Source organism: Streptomyces sp. Q2 (genome assembly GCF_056820935.1).
Genome location: NZ_JBXEJE010000002.1, coordinates 344315 through 363646, shown reverse-complemented (window position 1 = coordinate 363646; position 19332 = coordinate 344315). Strand labels below are relative to the sequence as shown.

Genomic DNA, 19332 nt, shown 5'->3' with positions numbered 1-19332 from the left:
CCTCGGACGCGTCGGGGCGTGACCGACCGGGGCGCAAAAAACGGACTTCCCGAAGAATAGGGTGTACGGCGTGCCCCTCACCCCCGTCCGTACCGTCCTCGGTGTCGCCCTGCTGCTGTCGTGCGCGGCCTGCGGTGACGCGGGCGGGCTGCGGGGCGCCGGACCCACGACGACCGCGATGAGCCCGGACCGGCTGTGGCCGGATCTGACCCCCGCGGCCAGCCCCGCCTGGGACTACGACGACGGCGAGGCCGAGACCGTGCGGGGCCTGACGGCTCCGGGCGACGACATCCACCAGGTGGACCCGGTGGCCGTCGTCCGAGCGGAGATCGCCCAGCACCCGGACTCCTACACCGGCGTCAAGGCGCCCTACTACGAGACCGCCCGCCGGATGGCCGACTGCGACGAGGGCGCGGCGAAGGGCCGGTGTCCCGTCCTGAAGCCGTACTACCGCGACCTCACGGGCGACGGCCGCGACGACCTGACGCTGGGCTTCCAGCTGCTGCCCGGCAACCAGACGGCCGTACGCGTCTACACCTTCGCGTCGGGCCGGCTGGTGCGGGTGATGTCCAACGACGACGCGGTGGCCGGGGTGGAGCTGGCCGGACGGTCGGTGATCATCCGTTCGCCGTCCGACATCGCGGGCTACGAGTACCGCTTCCAGTGGACCTGGGACCCGGACCAGCGACTGATGCTGCTGACCCACGACGAGATGCTGCGCACGGGCGGCAAGAACAAGAAGGGCGCGGCCTCGAAACGGCCGTCTGCTTCCCCGTCCTCCTCCCGGTCACCGTCCGGCTCTCCGTCCGGTTCAGCGTCCGGTTCCGCGTCCGTCTCTTCGTCCGCGAGTGGCGGATGAGGCTCGTGCTCCCCCGCTGGGCCGGGACGCTCGCGGTGAAGGCCGCGGCCTTCATCACGGTGATGTGCTGCGCGCTGGCCGCCCTGCTCGGCATCCTCGTGCACGTGTCGGTGACGAACCAGACCGTCGGCCAGACCCGGGACCTCGCCCTGGACCGGCTGACGGAGGCGACGGCGGCCTTCGAGGCCGGGGACTCGCCGGCCCGGGATGTCGGCGTCGATCCCCCGGACCTGCCCGGGCCGCTGCGGGAGCTGGCGGCGGCCGGGGAACGCGGCACGATGGTCGGCGAGCACCGCGGGCGCCCCACGATGTGGGCGGCGGGACCGGTCGACGGCGGGCGGGCGCTGGCGGTGGAGGTCGACTACTCGCAAGGGCGGCGGACGATCGACGGACTCGACCGGGCGATCGTGTGGTCGTCGGGGCTGGCGATCGGGGCGACTCTGCTGGTGGGCGCGTTCGCGGTGACCCGGGTGACCCGGCGGCTGCACACCACCGCGCGGGTGGCGCGGCGGATCACCGCGGGCGACCTGGACGCCCGCGTCGACGATCCCCGTACGAAGGATCCGACGCGCCCCGAGGACGAAGTGGCCGCGGTCTCCGCCGCGCTCGACTCCATGGCCGCGTCTCTGCAGGGCAAGCTGCTCGCCGAACAGCGGTTCACCGCGGACGTGGCGCACGAGCTGCGCACACCGCTGACCGGGCTGCACGCGGCGGCCGAACTGCTGCCGGCGGGCCGGCCCACCGAGCTGGTCCAGGACCGGGTGGCGGCACTGCGCACCCTCACCGAGGACCTGCTGGAGATCTCCCGCCTCGACACCGGCCGGGAGCGGCTGGAGCTGGACCGGGAGCCGTTGGCCGCGCTGACCGAGCGGGTGGTGCGGGCCTCGGGGACCGACACGGAGATCGCCGTCGTACGGGACGTGGCGGTGGAGACGGACCGGCGGCGGCTGGAGCGGGTGCTCGGAAATCTCGTGGTGAACGCGCACCGGCACGGGCGGGGGCCGGTGGTGCTGACGGTGGACGGGCCTGTGGTGACGGTGCGGGATCACGGGGACGGGTATCCGGACTACCTGGTCGAGCACGGGCCGCAGCGGTTCCGGACGGAGGGTGGGTCCAAGGGGCACGGGCTGGGGCTGACCATCGCTTTGGGGCAGGCGGAGGTCTTGGGGGCACGGTTGGTGTTCTCGAACGCGGTGGACGGCGGGGCGGTCGCGACGCTGACGTTGGGTTAGGTCGTCGGAGCAGGGCTCGGGGTTCCGGGTAGCTCGCCGACTGCGGCTGGTGGGGGTCGGTCGCGCGGTTCCCCGCGGGCCTGTGGGGCGCGCTCCTATGGACCAGCGTGACGGGCGACCGCGGGACAGCACTCCTAATGTGGCGATTAGTCAGCTTCGCCCCCCCCTTCATGGAGGTACCGCCATGACCCTGCGCTCCCGCTGCGCCATAGCCGTCGCCGTCGGCGCTCTCCTCACCACCGCCACCACCGCCGCCCCCGCCGTCGCGAACGACGACTGGGGGCAGGGCCAGAGCAACGCCTCGGGGCAGAACCAGAACGACGACCCGGGGCAAAACCAGAGCAGCCAACAGAACCAGAACAACAACCCGGGGCAAAACCAGAGCAGCCAACAGAACCAGAACAACAACCCGGGGCAAAACCAGAGCAGCCAACAGAACCAGAACAACAACCCGGGGCAAAACCAGAGCAGCCAACAGAACCAGAACAACAACCCGGGGCAAAACCAGAGCAGCCAACAGAACCAGAACAACAACCCGGGGCAAAACCAGAGCAGCCAACAGAACCAGAACAACAACCCGGGGCAAAACCAGAGCAGCCAACAGAACCAGAACAACAACCCGGGGCAAAACCAGAGCAGCCAACAGAACCAGAACAACAACCCGGGGCAAAACCAGAGCAGCCAACAGAACCAGAACAACAACCCGGGGCAAAACCAGAGCAGCCAACAGAACCAGAACAACAACCCGGGGCAAAACCAGAGCAGCCAACAGAACCAGAACAACAACCCGGGGCAAAACCAGAGCAGCCAACAGAACCAGAACAACAACCCGGGGCAAAACCAGAGCAGCCAACAGAACCAGAACAACAACCCGGGGCAAAACCAGAGCAGCCAACAGAACCAGAACAACAACCCGGGGCAAAACCAGAGCAGCCAACAGAACCAGAACAACAACCCGGGGCAAAACCAGAGCAGCCAACAGAACCAGAACAACAACCCGGGGCAAAACCAGAGCAGCCAACAGAACCAGAACAACAACCCGGGGCAAAACCAGAGCAGCCAACAGAACCAGAACAACAACCCGGGGCAAAACCAGAGCAGCCAACAGAACCAGAACAACAACCCGGGGCAAAACCAGAGCAGCCAACAGAACCAGAACAACAACCCGGGGCAGAACCAGAGCAGCCAACAGAACCAGAACAACAACCCGGGGCAGAACCAGAGCAGCCAACAGAACCAGAGCGGCGACTGGGGCCACAACGACGACCAGCGCTTCTCCAGGGGCGTCGTCACCGCGAGTTCGCTCGCCCTGCGCAGCGCTCCGACCCGCGGCTCCCAGGTCATCCGGTACGCCAGCAGGGGCGAGATCCTCTCGATCTTCTGCAAGACCCGCGGCCAGACCGTCGAGGGCGACCCCCTGTGGTACCAGATCGCGGACGACATCTGGGCCTGGGGTGCGGCCCGCTACATCGACACCATCGGGCCCACTCCCCGTTGGTGCTGATGCCGGAGGGAAACAAGGTGCCCTATTTGGGTAGGTTCCGGACATGATCAAGGCCGGAACCACCGTCGTACAGGCGAACGCCCCCGCTCCCGTCGTTCGCCTCCCCCGGCGCCGTGGCATCGAACTGGCCCTCATCGTCCTCGCCGTCCTGCTGTCCGTGTACGGCTACTGCGACGTCGGCCTCGCCAAGACCGGCACCGTCCCGCCCGGCGCCGCGGGGTACGGTGCCGGGCTCGGCGTGCTCGCGCTGCTCGCGCACCTCGCGGTGCGGCTGCGCGCCCCGGACGCCGACCCCCTGCTGCTGCCGATCGGCGTCCTGCTCAACGGGGTGGGCCTGGTCCTGATCTACCGGCTCGACCTGGAGACGCCCGGCGACCGGGCGGCGCCCACCCAGCTCGTGTGGTCCACGCTCGGAATCGCCTTCTTCATCGTGGTCGTGCTCCTGTTGCGCGACCACCGGGTCCTCACGCGCTACGCGTACGTCTGCGTCGCCGCCGCGATGGTCCTGCTCATCCTGCCGATCTTCTTCCCGGCCGTGAACGGCGCCCGGATCTGGATCCGCGTCGCCGGGTTCTCCATCCAGCCGGGCGAGTTCGCGAAGGTGCTCCTCGCGGTGTTCTTCGCCGCGTACCTGGCGGCCAACCGCAACGCGCTGGCGTACGCCGGCCGCCGCGTGTGGCGGCTGCAACTGCCCACCGGCCGCGTCCTCGGCCCGATCGTCGCCGTCTGGCTGCTGAGCGTGGGCGTCCTGGTCCTGGAACGCGACCTGGGGACCTCGCTGCTGTTCTTCGGCCTGTTCGTCGTCCTGCTGTACGTCTCCACCGGCCGTACCGGCTGGATCGCCGTCGGCCTGCTGCTGGCCGCGCTGGGCGCGGTCGCGGTGGGCTGGCTGGAGCCGCACGTGCACAGCAGGGTCGAGGACTGGCTGCACCCCTTCGCGTCGATCGAGGCGGGCCAGGGCCCGAACCAGCTCGCCCAGTCGCTCTTCTCCTTCTCCGCCGGCGGCATCCTCGGCACCGGCCTCGGCCTCGGCCACTCCATCCTCATCGGCTTCGCCGCCAAGTCGGACTTCATCCTGGCCACGGCGGGCGAGGAGCTGGGCCTGGCGGGCCTGTCGGCCCTCTTCCTCCTGTACGCCCTCCTGGTGGAGCGCGGCTACCGGGCGGGTCTGGCCCTGCGTGACCCCTTCGGACGGCTGCTCGCGGTCGGCCTCGCCTCGATCGTGGCGCTCCAGGTGTTCGTGATCGCCGGCGGGGTGACCGGCCTGATCCCGCTGACCGGCATGGCGATGCCGTTCCTCGCCCAGGGCGGCTCCTCGGTCGTCACCAACTGGGCGATCGTGGCGCTGCTGATCCGGGTGAGCGACTCGGCCCGCCGCCAGTACGACGGGCAGGTGGGCCCGTGACCCGCTACATCCGGCACTCCGCCTGCTTCTGCGCCCTGCTGCTCGTGGCGCTCCTCGTCAACGCCGCCCGCATCCAGGTCCTCCAGGCCCGCTCCTACGACGACAACCCGGCCAACCGCCGTCACGGCATCTCCCGTTACGGCCAGCCGCGCGGCGACATCCTGGTCGGCGGCGACCCGGTGACCGGCTCCCGCGACACCGGCGAGCAGCTCCGCTACGAACGGACGTACGAGGACGGGCCGTTGTACGCCCCCGTCACCGGGTTCGCCTCCCAGGAGTTCGGAACGACCCTTCTGGAGCACTCCGAGGACGGCATCCTGTCCGGGGCGGACCCGAGGCTGTCGGGCATCCGGCTGTGGAACGACTTCACGCGCACCAAGCCCTCGGGCGGTGACGTCGTGACCACCCTCAACCGGGCCGCGCAGCAGGCGGCGTACGACGGACTCGGTGAGCGCAAGGGCGCGGTGGCCGCGATCGAGCCGTCGAGCGGGCGGATCCTGGCGCTGGTGTCGACGCCGTCGTACGACCCGGCCGCGCTCTCCGGGAACGACGCGATGGTGGGCCGGTCCTGGGCGCGGCTGAACGGCGACGCCGACAAGCCGATGCTGAACCGGGCGGTACGGCAGACGTATCCGCCGGGCTCGACCTTCAAGGTGGTGACCGCGGCGGCGGCGCTGGACGCGGGCGTGGTCACGGACGTCGACGCGCCGACCGACTCGCCGGCCCCCTACCGGCTGCCCGGGACGACGACGCGCCTGACCAACGCGTCGGACGGCTGCGAGGACCTGTCGGTGCGGGAGGCGTTCAAGTGGTCGTGCAACACGGTGTTCGCGAAGCTCGGTGTGCGGGTGGGTGTCGGCGACATGACGGCCACCGCGCAGGCCTTCGGCTTCAACGACACGGCGCTCAGGATCCCCTTCTCGGTGGCGCAGAGCACTTTCGACACCTCCGTCGACAGGGCTCAGCTGGCGCTGTCGTCGATCGGGCAGTACAACACGCGGGCCACGCCGCTGCAGATGGCGATGGTCTCGGCGGCGGTCGCCAACGGCGGGCAGGTGCGCCAGCCGTACCTGGTGGAGCGGATCACCCGGCCTAGCGGCGCCACGGTGTCGACGGCCGGGCCGCGTCCCGTCCGGCAGGCGATGTACCCGGCGACCGCCGCCCAGCTGCGGAAGCTGATGACGGAGGTGGTCACCAAGGGCACCGGCACCAAGGCCGCCGTCCCCGGCGCCACCGTCGGCGGCAAGACCGGCACCGCCCAGCACGGCATCGGCAACTCCGGGACGCCGTACGCCTGGTTCGTCTCCTGGGCGCAGGACCACCGCGACCTGGAGGCGAAGGTGGCGGTCGCGGTGGTGGTGGAGGACGCGGAGGCGGACCGGGGGGAGATCAGCGGGGGCGGGGACGCGGCGCCGATCGCCCGGGCGGTGATGGAGGCGGTGCTGGATTCGGGGCGCGTGGGCGGAAGTTGACGCACCGCGCGCGGCAGGGCCCGCCCGCGAACAGCGGCGGGACGCCTCCCGCGGTCAGCGCGCGGCCGCCGCCGTCGACACCTCCTGGACCAGTTGGCTCGGCAGGGCCACGTAGGCCGTCACTCCCGATCCCTGGGTCGGCCGGAGTTCGACGTGGGCGCCGAGGCGGGCGGCGAGGGCGCCGACGACGTGGTGGCCGAGGAAGCGGGTGGGGGCCTTGAGGAAGGCATCACGGCCGGAGAGCACGGCGTTGGCCTCGGTCATGCGGGCGGCGGTCATGCCGATGCCCCGGTCGACGACGGCGAGGCAGTACTCGGCACCGTCCCGCCAGCCGTAGACCTCGACGGGCTGCTTGGGCGGGCTGAACATCAGGGCGTTCTCCACCAACTCGGCGATCAGGTGGGAGAGTTCGGCGACGCAGTGGCCGCGCACCCGGCAGGGCTGGACGTCGGTGACGGCGACGCGCTGGTACTGCTCCACCTCGGAGACGGCCGACTGCACGACCTCGTGGACGGCGACCGTGCCCCGCCAGACCCGGGCCGGGGACTCCGCTCCGGCCAGCACGAGCAGCGACTCGGCGTTGCGCCGCATCCGGGTGGCCAGGTGGTCGAGTTCGAAGAGCTCGGCGAGGGCCTCCGGGTCGAGCTCCTGGCTCTCCAGGGCGGTGATCAGACCGAGCTGGCGGTTGAGCAGCGCCTGGTTGCGGCGCCCGAGGCTGGTCAGGGACTCGGTGCTGTTGCGGCGCAGGACGGCCTGTTCCGCGGCGAGGTCGACGGCGGTCCGCTCGACATTGCGCAGGGCGGCGGCCAGACGGGTGATCTCCCGTGCGCTGCCCGGAAGTTCGGGCTTCTCGGGCTCGGGCGGCAGTGGGGCGTCGGGGTCGGCCTCCTGGATGCGCCGTACGGCGGCGGACAGCCCGGAGCCGGCGACGGCGTCCGCCTCGTCGGCGAGGGCGCCCAGGGGGCGGGTGATGGACCGGGCCGAGAAGAGGGCGAGCGCGGTGGCCACGGCGAGGATCAGCGCGCCGAGGGCGAGGAAGCCGACGAGTTGCCGGGTGGCCGCGTCCCCGGTGTCCTCGGCGCGGGCCCGCACGCCGTCGCCGGTCTGCTTCTGCACACCGTGCAGATCGTCGACGAGGGTGGTCATGTCGGCCCACCAGCGGGCGGGCGTGACGGCGAGGGCGGAGCCGTCGGCACCGCCCTCGGCCTGCTGCTCGTAGCCGGTGACCCGGCGGGCGGCGGCGGTCGCGAAGGCGTCGTCGAGGCCGGACTCCTGCCCGTCGGTGGCGAGTTCACGGAACTGGCCGAGCGCGGCGAGCCGGGCGGCGCGGATCTCGGTGAAGTCGAGGTACTCACCGGAGCGGAAGCGTCCGGCGGCGAACACGCCGTTGAGGGAGCCGCGTTCGAGGGCGACGGCCTCGGTGGCGCGGGCCAGGGCCTGGAGCGCCTGCACTCCCTGGGCGATGTGGCGGTCGCCGTCGGGCGCGCCGCCCGACTCGGCGTCGATCAGGGCGGTGACGGCCTTGGTGTAGGTGGTCAGGGTGGCGGTACGGCCGGCGTCGCCGTCGTCGACGTCGGCGCGGGTCGAGGTGAGCGCGGCGAGGGGCCCCTCGGCGGCGTCGAGGGCGGCGACGGTGGCGCCGGGCAGGTCGCCGCGCTCCTCGTCGAGTGCCGTGCGCAGCTCCCCGCGGGCCTTCTCGGTGCGGTCACGTTGTGCGCGGACGTCGTCGCGGTACTCCTCGGCACCGCCCAACAGCCCGCTGGTGAGGCCGCGTTCGCGCTGCACCTCGCGTACCAGGTCCTGTACGCGCAGCAGGACGCCGACGTGTGCCTCGGTCGCCCGGGCGTCGGACCAGTCGGCGGCGCGGTCGGCGGCGCCGATTCCGATGAGGGCGAGCAGCAGGCAGGTCGGGACGGCCAGCACGATGGCCATACGACCGCGGATGGTGTTCCAGCCCAGAAGCGCGGACGGCCTCGGGCGGCTCGGACGATGGGTGGTCGATACGTTCCCCGTCATGTCCCGTGAGGCTACGGGCGCGCAGGTCAGAGGGCGGTTTCTGGGTGGTAAGCCGCCGGTGCACAGGTACTCACTCGGACGGTGACCGGGTTGTGAAAGACGGACAATGCCCATCTGATGAGACAGGGTCTAGGCCGCCCCCACGCTCCCGACCTATCGTTCGGTCCATGACGACAGCCGCCACGTACGAACTCGCCCAGGTGAACATCTCCCGACTCAAGGCCCCTTTGGACTCACCGCAGTTGAAGGACTTCGTGGACGCCCTCGACTCCGTCAACGCGGACGCCGAGGCCGCCGACGGTTACGTCTGGCGGCTGAAGAGCGACTCCGGCAACGCGACCGAGCTCCGGGTCTTCGACGACGACTGGCTGATCATCAACATGACCGTGTGGCGGGACACGAACGCGCTGACGGCGTTCATGTACCAGGGCGACCACCGCGCGATGCTCGCTCGGCGCAATGAGTGGTTCGAGCGCCCGACGGAGGCGATGACCACCCTGTGGTGGGTCCCGGCGGGCCACCGCCCGACCATCGCCGAGGCGGAGGCCCGTCTGCTGCACCTGCGGGCGAACGGCCCTACGCCGTACGCCTTCACTTTGCGGACGTCGTTCCCGCCGGGGGCGGTGGACCCGGTGGCCGGAGAGGTTCCCGAGGGCCTGGGGTGCTCGGTGTAGGGCCTGTTCGCGTCAGCCGCCCGGTCGTTCGGGTCAGCCGACCGGCTTGCGCATCTCGGAGCGGATCCGCAGTGTGGTCTCGGCGGCCGCCTCCAGGTCGATGTCGGAGGGGTCCTGGGTGTAGGTGTCCGCGGCCACCTCCGCGACCACGGCCGCCGTGTTGCCGTCCGCCCAGGCGCAGACCGGGTAGGTCATCGTCGTACCGAGCCGCTGCTGGGTGACGACCTCGCAGGAGACGGTGATGTCCGAGCCGCCGGGCCGGAAGTCCCGCGGCGACGCGGCGAGGCTCGCGCTCTCGGCCTCGGCGGCGCCCTTCAGCATGCTGTCGCGGTCGCCGTCGGGGTTCTTGAACTGGCCGTACATGCCCGAGATCATCAAGGCGCCCTTGGTCTCGTCGCCGCCCGCGCCGTAGGTGCCGACCTTGGCGTCGACGACCTTGGCGTCCCAGGCACCGTCCATCTCGTCCTCGACCGCCTGGCCCTCGGCGTCGGAGAGGTCCTCGGTCAGCCGGTAACGGCCGTCCAGCAGCGTCCCGGGCAGTGTCAGGGTGTACTCGGACGCCGGGTAACCGCCGCTGATCTTCACGCCGACACCCACCGCGATCACGGCGACGACTGAGCCCACGATGCCGAGAACGAGCCCGACCCTGGTCTTCTTCGGGGTCGGCGGGACCCAGCCGCCCGGCTGCTGCGGGTACGGGGTTCCGTAGGGCGGGGCGGGCTGATGGCCGTACGGCTGCTGCTGCGGGAACGGGGCCGCGTAGGGAGACTGCGGCGGCGGCCCGCCGTAGGGGTTCTGCGGTGGATACGGACTCTGCGGCGGCGTGGGTGTGGACACGTCAGAACGTTACTGCACCCCTGTGGACGTAGACGCCGCGTCAACAAGTCGTGCGCGGGGGATTGACGGGCTTGCTGACAGGCAGTCTCATAAGACGCGCGGGAGTGAACCGCCGGTAACCCACGACGAGGCCGACGACGAGGTGGACCAGCCATGACGACCCTGACCGAAGCCGACACGCTCGACGGGCTGCGTGACGCGCTCGGGCTGCTCAAGGACCGGGAGCAGGTGGCCGAGCGGCTGCTCGCCTCCTCCGCCAAGCACTCCTTCGACCCGGACAAGGAGCTGGACTGGGACGCGCCCTTCGAGGACGGCAAGTGGTTCTGGCCGCCGGAGCTGGTGTCGCTCTACGACACCCCGATGTGGAAGCGGATGAGCGAGGAACAGCGGATCCTGCTCTCACGGCACGAGGCCGCCGCGCTCGCCTCGCTCGGGATCTGGTTCGAGCTCATCCTGATGCAGCTGCTCGTACGGCACGTCTACGACAAGGCGGCGACGAGCGCGCACGTGCGGTACGCACTCACCGAGATCGAGGACGAGTGCCGCCACTCCAAGATGTTCGCCCGGCTGATCTCGCACGGCGGGACACCCTGGTACCCGGTGAGCCGGGCCCACCAGCACCTCGGACGCCTCTTCAAGACCATCTCCACCACCCCGGGTTCCTTCACCGCCACCCTGCTCGGCGAGGAGGTCCTCGACTGGATGCAGCGGCTGACCTTCCCGGACGAGCGGGTGCAGACCCTGATCCGCGGGGTGACCCGGATCCACGTGGTGGAGGAGGCCCGTCACGTGCGGTACGCCCGCGAGGAGCTGCGGCGCCAGATGGTGACGGCACCCAAGTGGTCGCAGGAGTTCACCCGGGTCACCTCCGGCGAGTTCGCCCGGGTGTTCTCGGTGGCGTTCGTGAACCCCGAGGTCTACACGAACGTCGGACTGGACCGGCGGGAGGCCCTGGCGCAGGTGAAGGCGAGCGGGCACCGGCGGGAGGTCATGCAGACGGGCGCGAAGCGGCTGACCGACTTCCTCGACGACATCGGGGTGCTGCGCGGGGCCGGACGACGACTGTGGAAGTCCTCCGGCCTGCTGGCCTAGCGGCGGCCGCCAGGACGCGGCCGGCCGGAGGACCGGTACCGGCCGACTCGGCCGGTACCGACCGGTTCGCCCGGTTACCGGCGGGGGCGCGCCGGTTACGCTGCCCGTCATGACGTCCTCCGCCCCCACCCCCGCCTACCGCCGCCTCAGCGTCGAGGAGCGACGCAGCCAGCTGCTCGACGCCGCGCTGTCGCTCTTCGCGCACCGGCTCCCCGAGGACGTGTCGCTCGACGACGTGGCGGAGGCGGCCGGGGTGTCGCGCCCGCTGGTGTACCGGTACTTCCCGGGCGGCAAGCAGCAGCTGTACGAGGCCGCCCTCCGGTCCGCCGCCGATGAACTCCAGAAGTGCTTCGACGAGCCGCGCGAGGGCCCCCCGCTCCCCCGCCTCGCCCGCGCCCTGGACCGCTACCTCGACTTCGTCGACCAGCACGACGCCGGTTTCAGCGCCCTCCTCCAGGGCGGCAGCGTCGTCGAGACCTCACGTACGACGGCCACGGTGGACGGCGTACGGCGGGCCGCCGCCGAGCACATCATGCGGCACCTGGAGGTCACGGAACCCGGCCCCCGGCTGCGGATGACCGTCCGCATGTGGATCACGGCCGTCGAGGCGGCCTCGCTCATCTGGCTGGACGAGGACAAACAGCCGCCCGCCGGCGAGCTGCGGGACTGGCTCGTGGAACAGTTCGTGGCGGTCCTGTCGGTGACGGCGCGGCGCGACCCGCAGACCTCGGCGCTGGTGGAGACCCTGGCCGCCGGTGGCTGAGCCCGGCGACGGATGGCCGACACTGGTGCCGTGAAGAGCGAAGACACCCCCTTCGAGGGCGGCCCCATGGACGGACGGGTGCTGCCCGTCCTGCTGGGCGCCACCGGGCACCCGCCCAAGACGTACCGCATCCCCGTCCCGGACGCCGCCGGCGGCCCGCCCACCGTGCTGGTCTACCGCCGGGTCCCGCGCGCGCACAGCAAGCGCCTCGGGCTTCATCAGGGATGGAAGTACGCGTACGACCCGACGGGACGGGCCGGCCGCCGCAAGTGGCCCTGGTCCAAGCCGGACGCCACCGACGGGTGACCCCGTTGCGCCGAACCGCGCACACTCGGCGCGCGGACCCGCCGCCCACGTCCCATGCTCGCGGTGCGGAGCGGAAGTACTGCCCCGCACCGGAGGTGATGGCGTGTCAGGAAGGCTCCTGCGTCTCGTCTGTACGGCGGCGATGGCGGCCGGAACCGTCCTCGCGCCGCTGCCCGCCCTGGCCGCGCCCGAGCCTCCGCAACCCGCCCGGCGCTCCGTCGCCGAGCTGCTGACGGACCTTCAGGGGCTGTACCAGGAGGCCGAGCGGGCCACCGAGACGTACAACGCCACCGAGGAGCAGCTGAAGAAGCGGCGCGCCGAGGTGAGGCGCCTGGACACCGCGCTGTCCCGGTCCCGGCTCGCGCTGCACGACAGCCGCAGGGCGGCCGGCCGACTGGCCCGGCACCAGTACCAGAACAGCACCGACCTCTCCCCCTACGTCCGGCTGCTCCTCGCCCGCGACCCCCAGCACGCCCTCGACCAGGGCCATGTGCTCGGCCAGTTGGCGCGCGAGCGCGCCGAGACGGTGGGCCGCCTGACCGGCAGCGAGAAGCGGGCCGACGACCTGGCCCGCCGGGCCCGCAAGGCCCTGGACGACCAACTCACCCTCGCCGCCCGGCAGAAGAAGGAGCGGGACGCCGTACAGCAGCGTCTGAAGGACGTCGAGGAGCTGCTCGCCTCGCTCAGCACGCAAGAGCTCGCGGCGATGGCCGAGTTCGAGAAGAACGGCATCACGAAGGCCCAGGACGCGTTCATGGCGTCCGGGGCCCTCAGCAGCGAACGCAAGCCGACGCCGGCGGGCGACCGGGCGGTGCGGTACGCCGTGCGGCAACTGGGGAAGCCGTACGAGTGGGGTGCGGAGGGGCCCGCGTCGTACGACTGCTCGGGGCTGACCTCCCAGGCCTGGGGACGGGCCGGGGCACCCATCCCCCGGACCAGCCAGGAGCAGTGGGCCGAGCTGGAGCGGATCCCGCTGGACGAACTGCGGCCCGGGGACCTCGTCGTCTACTTCCGCGAGGCCACCCACGTGGCGATGTACCTCGGCGACGGGATGGTGGTGCAGGCGCCGCGGCCGGGCGCGAAGGTCAAGGTGTCGCCGATCGCGGCCAACCCGGTCCTCGGGGCGGTGCGGCCCGATCCGGACGGGGAGCCCCTGCGGCGGTACACACCGCCTGAGCTCCCCGAGAACGCCCTGGAGGGATCGGACGAGGGCTACGCGCCCGCGGCCCCCGAGACCTCCATCAGGTAGCCCTCGGTCTTCCTCGGGTCGTAGAAGAAGTTCTCGAAGTCGGCCGGGTCGTCGAACGCGTTGGCGAAACGATCAGCCACCGGCGACAGCTGCCCCGCCGCCCCGATCAGGTTCAGCACGTGCTCCGGCGGCGGCGCGAGCATCGCGTTCGTCCACTTGGTGACGTGCTGCGCGGTGTCCCAGTACCGGTCGAACGTCGCCCGCATCCACTCCTCGTCGAACTCCTTGTCCCCGCGCTCCAGGATCGACGCGAGATACGCCGCCGCGCACTTGGACGCCGAGTTGGAGCCCTGCCCGGTGATCGGGTCGTTGGCGACGACCACGTCGGCGACGCCGAGGACCAGGCCACCGCCGGGGAGCCGGCCGACGGGGTTGCGGACGGTCGGGGCGTAACGGCCCGCCAGGGTGCCGCCCGCGTCGGTGAGCTCGACCTTGGTGGCGCGCGCGTACTCCCAGGGGAGGTACTTCTCCATGAGTTCCAGGGTCAGGGAGAGGTGCCGCGCCGGGTCCTTGACGCCGTTGAAGACGTCCAGCGGCCCGCCGGGTATGCCCTCCCAGAAGAGGATGTCGGCGCGGCCGGAGGTGGTGAAGGTCGGCATGATGAACATCTCGCCGACGCCGGGGACCAGGTTGCAGCGGACCGCCTCCATGTCCGGGTGCTCCGGGCGCGGACCCAGGCCGTGGACGTAGGCGACGGCGAGGGCGCGCTGCGGCTCGCTGTAGGGGGACCGCTCGGGGGCGCGGGCGAACATCGACACCAGCTCGCCCTTGCCCGCCGAGACCAGCACCAGGTCGTACGTACGGGAGAAGTAGTCGAGGTCGCCGACCGCCGCGCCGTGGATGACCAGCTGGCCGCCACGCTGGGCGAACGTCTCCATCCAGCCGGCCATCTTCACCCGCTGGTCGACCGACTGCGCGTACCCGTCGAGCGTGCCCACCCAGTCGATCGCGCGTGCCGCGGGGCCCTGTTCCCAGGAGCCCGGGGCGGCGACCGAGACGCCGAGTCCTTCGATCTTCGGGGCCTGGGACTCCCAGAAGTTCAGCTGGAGATCGCGCTCGTGCTGGAGTGCCGTGTGGAACATGCACTGCGTCGACATGACCCGGCCGGTACGGATCTCGTCCGCGGTCCGGTTGGACATCAGGGTGACCTCGTACCCGTTCGACTGGAGTCCGAGGGCGAGCTGGAGTCCGGACTGACCGGCTCCGACGACGAGTATCTTCCGCATACGGGGCTGTTCTCCTACTCGGGTGTGACGTCCAGCGCGTGGCCCACCAGAGCCAGGAGGGTCTCGATGGCCGAAATCCGGCGGCGCGCATCCATGATCATTACAGGTATGTGCGCGGGGATCGTCAATGCCTCCCGCACGTCCTCCGGCTCGAACCGCTCGCTGCCGTCGAAGTGGTTGACCGCCACGACGTACGGCAGTCCGCAGCTCTCGAAGTAGTCCAGCGCGGGGAAGCAGTCCTTCAGGCGCCGCGTGTCCGCGAGGACGACGGCGCCGATCGCGCCGCGCACCAGGTCGTCCCACATGAACCAGAACCGCTGCTGGCCCGGCGTGCCGAACAGGTAGAGCACCAGGTCGTCGTCGAGCGTGAGGCGGCCGAAGTCCATGGCCACGGTGGTGGTCAGCTTGCCGGGCGTGCCGGTGAGGTCGTCGTGCTCCTCGCTCGCCTCGGTCATCAGCGCCTCGGTCTGCAGGGGCGTGATCTCGGACACGGCGGTGACCAGCGTGGTCTTGCCGACGCCGAAGCCGCCCGCCACGACTATCTTCGTGGCTATCGGGGCGCGGGTGCGGTCCGTCTGCCAGGGCTGTTCGGGCCCCTCTTCGTCGAGGAGCGGGGAGACGCCAACGGCGTCAGAGACGACGGAGTCCACTCAGCACCCTTTCCAGCAGAGCCCGGTCCGGCCGCCCCGTGCCGTGACCGGTTCCTGTTCCGTACACGCGGATCTTTCCCTGGTCCGCGAGATCGCTGAGGAGCACCCGGACCACGCCGAGCGGCATCTTCAGCAGTGCGGCGATCTCGGCCACCGTGCGCATACGGCGGCACAGTTCGACGATGGCCCGCATCTCCGGCATGACCCGGGTGTGGAGGGAGCCGTTCGTCAGTTCCCTGCGTTCCTCGGCGGCTTCGATCGCGGCGGTGGTGGCCACGAACGTCTCCACGAGGAGGACGTGCCCGAAGCGGGTACGGCCGCCGGTGAGCGAGTAGGGGCGCACGCGGGCCGGCTTGCGGTCGAAGCCGCGCACGGGGAGCCTGTTCGGCGTACTGCTCATCGGGTGCTCCCCGTCGGCGTCGACTCGTGCTCCAGGGACTGCCGCAGCTCGCTGCGGAGTTCGGGCGTCAGGACGTGGCCGGCCCGGCCCACGAACAGCGCCATGTGGTACGCCACCACGCTCATGTCGCAGTCCGCGGCGCCGTGCACACCGAGCAGCGAACCGTCGCTGATCGACATGACGAACAGGCTGCCCTCGTCCATCGCGACCATGGTGTGTTTCACCGGGCCGGAGTCCATCAGCCTGGCGGCGCCGATGGTGAGGCTGCCGACGCCGGAGACGATGGTGGCCAGGTCGGCGGAGGAGCCGCGCGGGCCGGTGGGCTTGTCCTCCCGGGGCTCTCGCGCCTCGGCGTTGCGGCCGGGGTCGGAGGAGAGCAGGAGCAGGCCGTCGGAGGAGACGACGGCGACCGACCGGATGCCGGGCACCTCCTCGACGAGATTGGTCAGCAGGAAATGAAGATTGCGGGCCTCACGGCTCAGTCCGAAGGTACTGGGCGCGGTCAACTGCTTGCCTCCTCGGCTGTGCCCCCCGTGACTTCTTCGGATGCTGCGGATTCCCTGACGGGCGCCTTGTTCTGGCCCGTCTGTTCGGAGATCTCCGTCTCTACGTCTCGGTAGCCGGCCTCCGCCCCCCGGCGGAAGCCGCCCAGGCGGCGGCGGAGCGCTTCGGCGTCCACGGAACCGCCGCGTTGCCGCTGCGCTGGGGCAGGGGCGGTGATCTTCGGGGTGCGCTTGGGCAGCCCCTTGTCCGTGACGAGTTCCTCCGGTTCGTCGGGGACTCGCTCGTGTTCCGTCTCGGTCTCGACGTCGAGGGATTCGGCCTCGACGTCGAGGGACTGGGCCTCGGCGTCGAGGGATTCGGTCTCGACGTCGCGGGACTGGGCCTCGACGTCGCGGGACTGGGCCTCGGCGTCGAGGGACGCGGTCTCGTCGGCGCCGGCCGCAGCGCTGTCGTCGCCCGCTGCGGTGGGTTCGGGGATCAGGAGTTCCATCGTGGTCTCGACGGGAGCCTCCCTCTCCCCCTCCCGCTGCCGTACGACCGTCTCCGCGAGCGCGACCAGTGGGTCGTCGTGCTCCGAACGGCCGTGCAGGACGTTGGAGTTGACCTCCGCGTCCGCGCCCGGCAGAGAGAAGGTGTGCGTGCCGCCGTCGCCCACGGTCGAGGACGCGGACGGAACGGCGGCGGTCGGCGCGGGCGCCAGCAGGGTCTTCGGCAGGACGACGACGGCCGCGATGCCGCCCTGCTTCTGCTCGCGCAACTGCACCCGGACGCCGTGCCGGTGGGCGAGGCGGGCGACGACGTACAGGCCGAGACCGAGGCCCTCCTCGTCGTCCTGGTCGTAGGAGTCGTACGTCGCCTCGGGGTCGAAGTCGGCGAGGCGGGCGTTGAGCTGGGTGAGGCGGTCGCCGGTCATGCCGATGCCCTCGTCCTGGACGGACAGCATGACCTCGCCGCTCTCCAGGAGCCAGGCGGAGACCTCGACGGGCCGGTCGGGCGGGGAGAACGAGGTGGCGTTCTCCATGAGTTCGGCCAGCAGGTGGGAGAGGTCGTCCGCGGCGAACCCGGCGATGTGGGCGTGCGGCGGCAGGGCGGCGATGCGGACCCGCTCGTAGCGCTCGATCTCGCTGACCGCGGCGCGCACGACGTCGACGAGCGGGACCGGGCCGGCGGTCTGCTGGACGTGCTCGGTGCCGGCGAGGACGAGGAGGTTCTCGCTGTGCCGGCGCATGACGGTGGCGAAGTGGTCGAGCTTGAAGAGCGTGGCGAGCCGCTCCGGGTCCTGCTCGCGCTCCTCCAGGCCCTCGATGACGGCCAGCTGCCGCTCGACGAGGCCCAGGGTGCGCAGCGCGAGGCTGACGAAGGTGGCGCCGATGCTGGTGCGCAGCCGCTCCAGGTGGGCGGCCGACTCGGCGAGTTCGGCCTGGAGCTGCTCGCGGGCGTCGGCCATCTTCTGCCGCTGGCCGACCAGGTGCTTGCGGTCGGCCTCCAGGGTGGAGACGCGCTCGACGAGCGCCGCCGCGTGCGCGTGCAGGGCGTTGACCGAGCGGACGACCTGGGCGAACTCGTCGTTGCGGCCGGTGAAGGCGACCGGTTCCTCGGCGGTCGGGTCCTCGGCCCCGGCGAGGCGGGCCGAGCCGCGCCGCAGGACGGACAGCGGCCGGGTGAGCGTACGGGCCATGGCGGTGGCGATGCCGACGGCCAGCAGCATCAGGGCGCCGAGGACGGCGATGCGGATCTCCAGCGCGGTGACGTCGTCGTCGCGCAGCTGGGCGAGGTCCTTGACCCGGCGGTCGTAGAGGGCGGCCTCCGCGCCGCGCATCGCGTCGATGCGGGCGGAGAGGGCGGCGTCGACCTTGGTGGCGCTGGTGGCTAGCTCGCCGTCGGACAGGTTCGGCTGGTCGGTGAGGGTGGCGAGGTACTTCTCGGCGGAGTTGACCTCGGGGCCGGTCACCGTGGCGTCGTAGCGCGCCTTGGCGTCGGCGGGCGCGGTGTCGGCGAAGTCCGCGAGGGCGGCGTCGGAGCGGAGGCGCGCCTGCTGGGCGGCGGCGACGAGAGCGGCGCGCTGCTTGGCGTCGGCGCCCGAGGAGGTGGTCTCGGTGGCCGGCAAGCCGGTGATCGGGTCGATCACGGTCCGTGTCGTCGTCGGCACGGCGAGGGCCGCCAGGAGCAGTCCGCGGGTGGCGGCGGCCTGCTGGACGGCGGAGTCCAGCTCGGCGAGGGCGTACCCGCCGGAGCCGGCGCGGGGCGGCAGCTGCTCGGCCAGTCGCTCGGCGAGCCGGTGCAGGTCGGTGATGGCGGCGGAGTACGCCTGGTGGGCTTCGAGGGCGCTGCTCTTGCCGCTGAGCGCCGCCCGGCGGACGGCCGCTATGCCGTTGAGGTCGTCGCGCAGCCCGGCGGGCAGGTCGGTGTCGGCGTGCAGCTCCTCCACCTGCCGGTCGACGCGGACGCTGCGCTGCTCGCTGGGCGCCTTGGACTTGGGGCGGCCGGCGGCGATGTACGGCGTCACCTCGTCGCGCTCGTCGGCGAGCGAGTGGGCCAGCGCCAGGGCGTCCTGGGTCTGCCCGGCGAGGGTGACCAGGTCCTGGGAGTCGCTGAGCTCCCCGGAGGCGGTGACCAGGGAAGGCACGCCGGCCCCGGCGATGGCGGCGGCCACGACGGTGACCGCGAGGATGAGCCGGGTACGTACGTGCGTGGGCCGGCCCTTGCCGACGGCGGTGCTCGGAGTGCCGGACGGACCGGGGGCGGGGGTGCCGGGCGTGCGCTCCACGCCATTTTCGGAGGCCGCCTTCTTGCCTGTACGACGAGGCCGCGTCTTCTGCACCGGTGCTCGCATTCCTGACTCGTGAGTACCCATGGGCCGGGTTACGCTCCGTCACCGGGCGTCGACTCTGCGTACGCCCAGTACGGTCCCCGACCCTCCCAGTGCCGGTGGGCGGTGGCCGCGCATCGCTATACCCGCCACCCGAAGGAGTGAACCTCGGACGGGAGTTGGCGGGCAAGTTCCTCCGGCTTCCGCCGTGCCCTTGGGCGGTGGGCCGGTTGGACGTCGGCGGCGGGCGGTGGCAGTATTCGCCGCCACGCCTTCCCGGAGCGAACCATTCCACCCCAAACCAGGCGCCTGACCTGCGCGGCTGCATAAATTC

17 protein-coding genes are annotated in these 19332 nt (G+C 71.4%); 10 read left to right on the top strand and 7 right to left on the bottom strand.

All coding sequences use genetic code 11. The annotated features are described in order from the left end of the window. Nucleotides 1–70: 70 nt before the first annotated feature. From ACWBNA_RS03845 to ACWBNA_RS03825, 5 genes are all read left to right on the top strand, one after another. On the top strand, nt 71–859 hold the full coding sequence (locus tag ACWBNA_RS03845; RefSeq protein ID WP_482702262.1) for a hypothetical protein: 789 nt from the start codon (nt 71–73) through the stop codon (nt 857–859). Continuing rightward, nucleotides 856–2091, top strand: coding sequence for an ATP-binding protein (locus tag ACWBNA_RS03840; protein WP_482702261.1), 1236 nt, complete (start codon nt 856–858; stop codon nt 2089–2091). Before ACWBNA_RS03845 ends, ACWBNA_RS03840 begins: the two co-directional genes overlap by 4 nt. Before the next feature lie 184 nt (nt 2092–2275). After that, nucleotides 2276–3595 (top strand): SH3 domain-containing protein, encoded by a 1320-nt coding sequence (locus tag ACWBNA_RS03835; RefSeq protein ID WP_482702259.1) that lies wholly within the window; start codon nt 2276–2278, stop codon nt 3593–3595. 43 nt (nt 3596–3638) lie between these two features. After that, nucleotides 3639–5000, top strand: a complete 1362-nt coding sequence (locus tag ACWBNA_RS03830) for an FtsW/RodA/SpoVE family cell cycle protein (protein ID WP_482702257.1) — start codon at nt 3639–3641, stop codon at nt 4998–5000. Next, nucleotides 4997–6472, top strand: coding sequence for a peptidoglycan D,D-transpeptidase FtsI family protein (locus ACWBNA_RS03825; RefSeq protein ID WP_482702255.1), 1476 nt, complete (start codon nt 4997–4999; stop codon nt 6470–6472). The genes ACWBNA_RS03830 and ACWBNA_RS03825 overlap by 4 nt, the downstream gene beginning before the upstream one ends. Before the next feature lie 54 nt (nt 6473–6526). Here ACWBNA_RS03825 and ACWBNA_RS03820 read toward each other — a convergent pair whose 3' ends face one another. Continuing rightward, entirely contained in the window at nt 6527–8404 is a 1878-nt protein-coding gene (locus ACWBNA_RS03820; RefSeq protein ID WP_482702254.1) for a sensor histidine kinase, read from the bottom strand. A gap of 251 nt (nt 8405–8655) precedes the next feature. Between ACWBNA_RS03820 and ACWBNA_RS03815 the strand changes: the two genes are divergently transcribed. After that, nucleotides 8656–9162: a DUF3291 domain-containing protein gene (locus ACWBNA_RS03815; protein WP_482702252.1), complete on the top strand. Its 507-nt coding sequence runs from the start codon at nt 8656–8658 to the stop codon at nt 9160–9162. Nucleotides 9163–9195: 33 nt separating this feature from the next. Here ACWBNA_RS03815 and ACWBNA_RS03810 read toward each other — a convergent pair whose 3' ends face one another. Beyond that, the gene (locus ACWBNA_RS03810) at nt 9196–9999 is read right to left on the bottom strand and encodes a hypothetical protein (RefSeq protein ID WP_482702250.1); all 804 of its coding nucleotides are present in this window, start codon (nt 9997–9999) and stop codon (nt 9196–9198) included. Nucleotides 10000–10152: 153 nt separating this feature from the next. Here ACWBNA_RS03810 and ACWBNA_RS03805 point away from each other — a divergent pair, with 153 nt between their 5' ends. From ACWBNA_RS03805 to ACWBNA_RS03790, 4 genes are all read left to right on the top strand, one after another. Then, nucleotides 10153–11091: an AurF N-oxygenase family protein gene (locus tag ACWBNA_RS03805; RefSeq protein WP_482702248.1), complete on the top strand. Its 939-nt coding sequence runs from the start codon at nt 10153–10155 to the stop codon at nt 11089–11091. 109 nt (nt 11092–11200) lie between these two features. Next, nucleotides 11201–11854 (top strand): TetR/AcrR family transcriptional regulator, encoded by a 654-nt coding sequence (locus tag ACWBNA_RS03800; protein WP_482702246.1) that lies wholly within the window; start codon nt 11201–11203, stop codon nt 11852–11854. Between the two features lie 12 nt (nt 11855–11866). Further along, entirely contained in the window at nt 11867–12160 is a 294-nt protein-coding gene (locus ACWBNA_RS03795; protein WP_482702244.1) for a hypothetical protein, read from the top strand. Between the two features lie 103 nt (nt 12161–12263). After that, a complete protein-coding gene (locus tag ACWBNA_RS03790; protein ID WP_482702242.1) occupies nt 12264–13409 on the top strand; it encodes a C40 family peptidase in 1146 nt (381 codons plus the stop codon). On the opposite strand, the gene ACWBNA_RS03785 is transcribed toward ACWBNA_RS03790, so the two are convergent. From ACWBNA_RS03785 to ACWBNA_RS03765, 5 genes are read right to left on the bottom strand one after another with little or no spacing between them, the layout of a single operon-like run. Then, on the bottom strand, nt 13373–14635 hold the full coding sequence (locus ACWBNA_RS03785) for a styrene monooxygenase/indole monooxygenase family protein (protein ID WP_482702240.1): 1263 nt from the start codon (nt 14633–14635) through the stop codon (nt 13373–13375). The genes ACWBNA_RS03790 and ACWBNA_RS03785 overlap by 37 nt on opposite strands. A 14-nt stretch (nt 14636–14649) precedes the next feature. Then, nucleotides 14650–15285: a GTP-binding protein gene (locus ACWBNA_RS03780; protein ID WP_482702238.1), complete on the bottom strand. Its 636-nt coding sequence runs from the start codon at nt 15283–15285 to the stop codon at nt 14650–14652. After that, the gene (locus ACWBNA_RS03775; RefSeq protein ID WP_482702236.1) at nt 15266–15685 is read right to left on the bottom strand and encodes a DUF742 domain-containing protein; all 420 of its coding nucleotides are present in this window, start codon (nt 15683–15685) and stop codon (nt 15266–15268) included. Before ACWBNA_RS03775 ends, ACWBNA_RS03780 begins: the two co-directional genes overlap by 20 nt. Next, nucleotides 15682–16191, bottom strand: a complete 510-nt coding sequence (locus ACWBNA_RS03770; protein WP_482702234.1) for a roadblock/LC7 domain-containing protein — start codon at nt 16189–16191, stop codon at nt 15682–15684. The genes ACWBNA_RS03775 and ACWBNA_RS03770 overlap by 4 nt, the downstream gene beginning before the upstream one ends. Continuing rightward, nucleotides 16188–19022 carry a sensor histidine kinase gene (locus tag ACWBNA_RS03765; protein WP_482702232.1) on the bottom strand — a complete coding sequence of 945 codons (2835 nt, stop codon included), beginning with the start codon at nt 19020–19022 and terminating at the stop codon, nt 16188–16190. Before ACWBNA_RS03765 ends, ACWBNA_RS03770 begins: the two co-directional genes overlap by 4 nt. Between the last annotated feature and the right edge of the window lie 310 nt (nt 19023–19332).

What these genes read in the sequence shown, in the direction of transcription:
- ACWBNA_RS03840 (WP_482702261.1), top strand. Translation starts at nt 856, where the DNA reads ATGAGGCTCGTGCTCCCCCGCTGGGCCGGGACGCTCGCGGTGAAGGCC.
- ACWBNA_RS03835 (WP_482702259.1), top strand. Translation starts at nt 2,276, where the DNA reads ATGACCCTGCGCTCCCGCTGCGCCATAGCCGTCGCCGTCGGCGCTCTC.
- ACWBNA_RS03830 (WP_482702257.1), top strand. Translation starts at nt 3,639, where the DNA reads ATGATCAAGGCCGGAACCACCGTCGTACAGGCGAACGCCCCCGCTCCC.
- ACWBNA_RS03820 (WP_482702254.1), bottom strand. Translation starts at nt 8,404, where the DNA reads ATGGCCATCGTGCTGGCCGTCCCGACCTGCCTGCTGCTCGCCCTCATC.
- ACWBNA_RS03815 (WP_482702252.1), top strand. Translation starts at nt 8,656, where the DNA reads ATGACGACAGCCGCCACGTACGAACTCGCCCAGGTGAACATCTCCCGA.
- ACWBNA_RS03805 (WP_482702248.1), top strand. Translation starts at nt 10,153, where the DNA reads ATGACGACCCTGACCGAAGCCGACACGCTCGACGGGCTGCGTGACGCG.
- ACWBNA_RS03800 (WP_482702246.1), top strand. Translation starts at nt 11,201, where the DNA reads ATGACGTCCTCCGCCCCCACCCCCGCCTACCGCCGCCTCAGCGTCGAG.
- ACWBNA_RS03795 (WP_482702244.1), top strand. Translation starts at nt 11,867, where the DNA reads ATGGCCGACACTGGTGCCGTGAAGAGCGAAGACACCCCCTTCGAGGGC.
- ACWBNA_RS03785 (WP_482702240.1), bottom strand. Translation starts at nt 14,635, where the DNA reads ATGCGGAAGATACTCGTCGTCGGAGCCGGTCAGTCCGGACTCCAGCTC.
- ACWBNA_RS03775 (WP_482702236.1), bottom strand. Translation starts at nt 15,685, where the DNA reads ATGAGCAGTACGCCGAACAGGCTCCCCGTGCGCGGCTTCGACCGCAAG.
- ACWBNA_RS03765 (WP_482702232.1), bottom strand. Translation starts at nt 19,022, where the DNA reads ATGCGAGCACCGGTGCAGAAGACGCGGCCTCGTCGTACAGGCAAGAAG.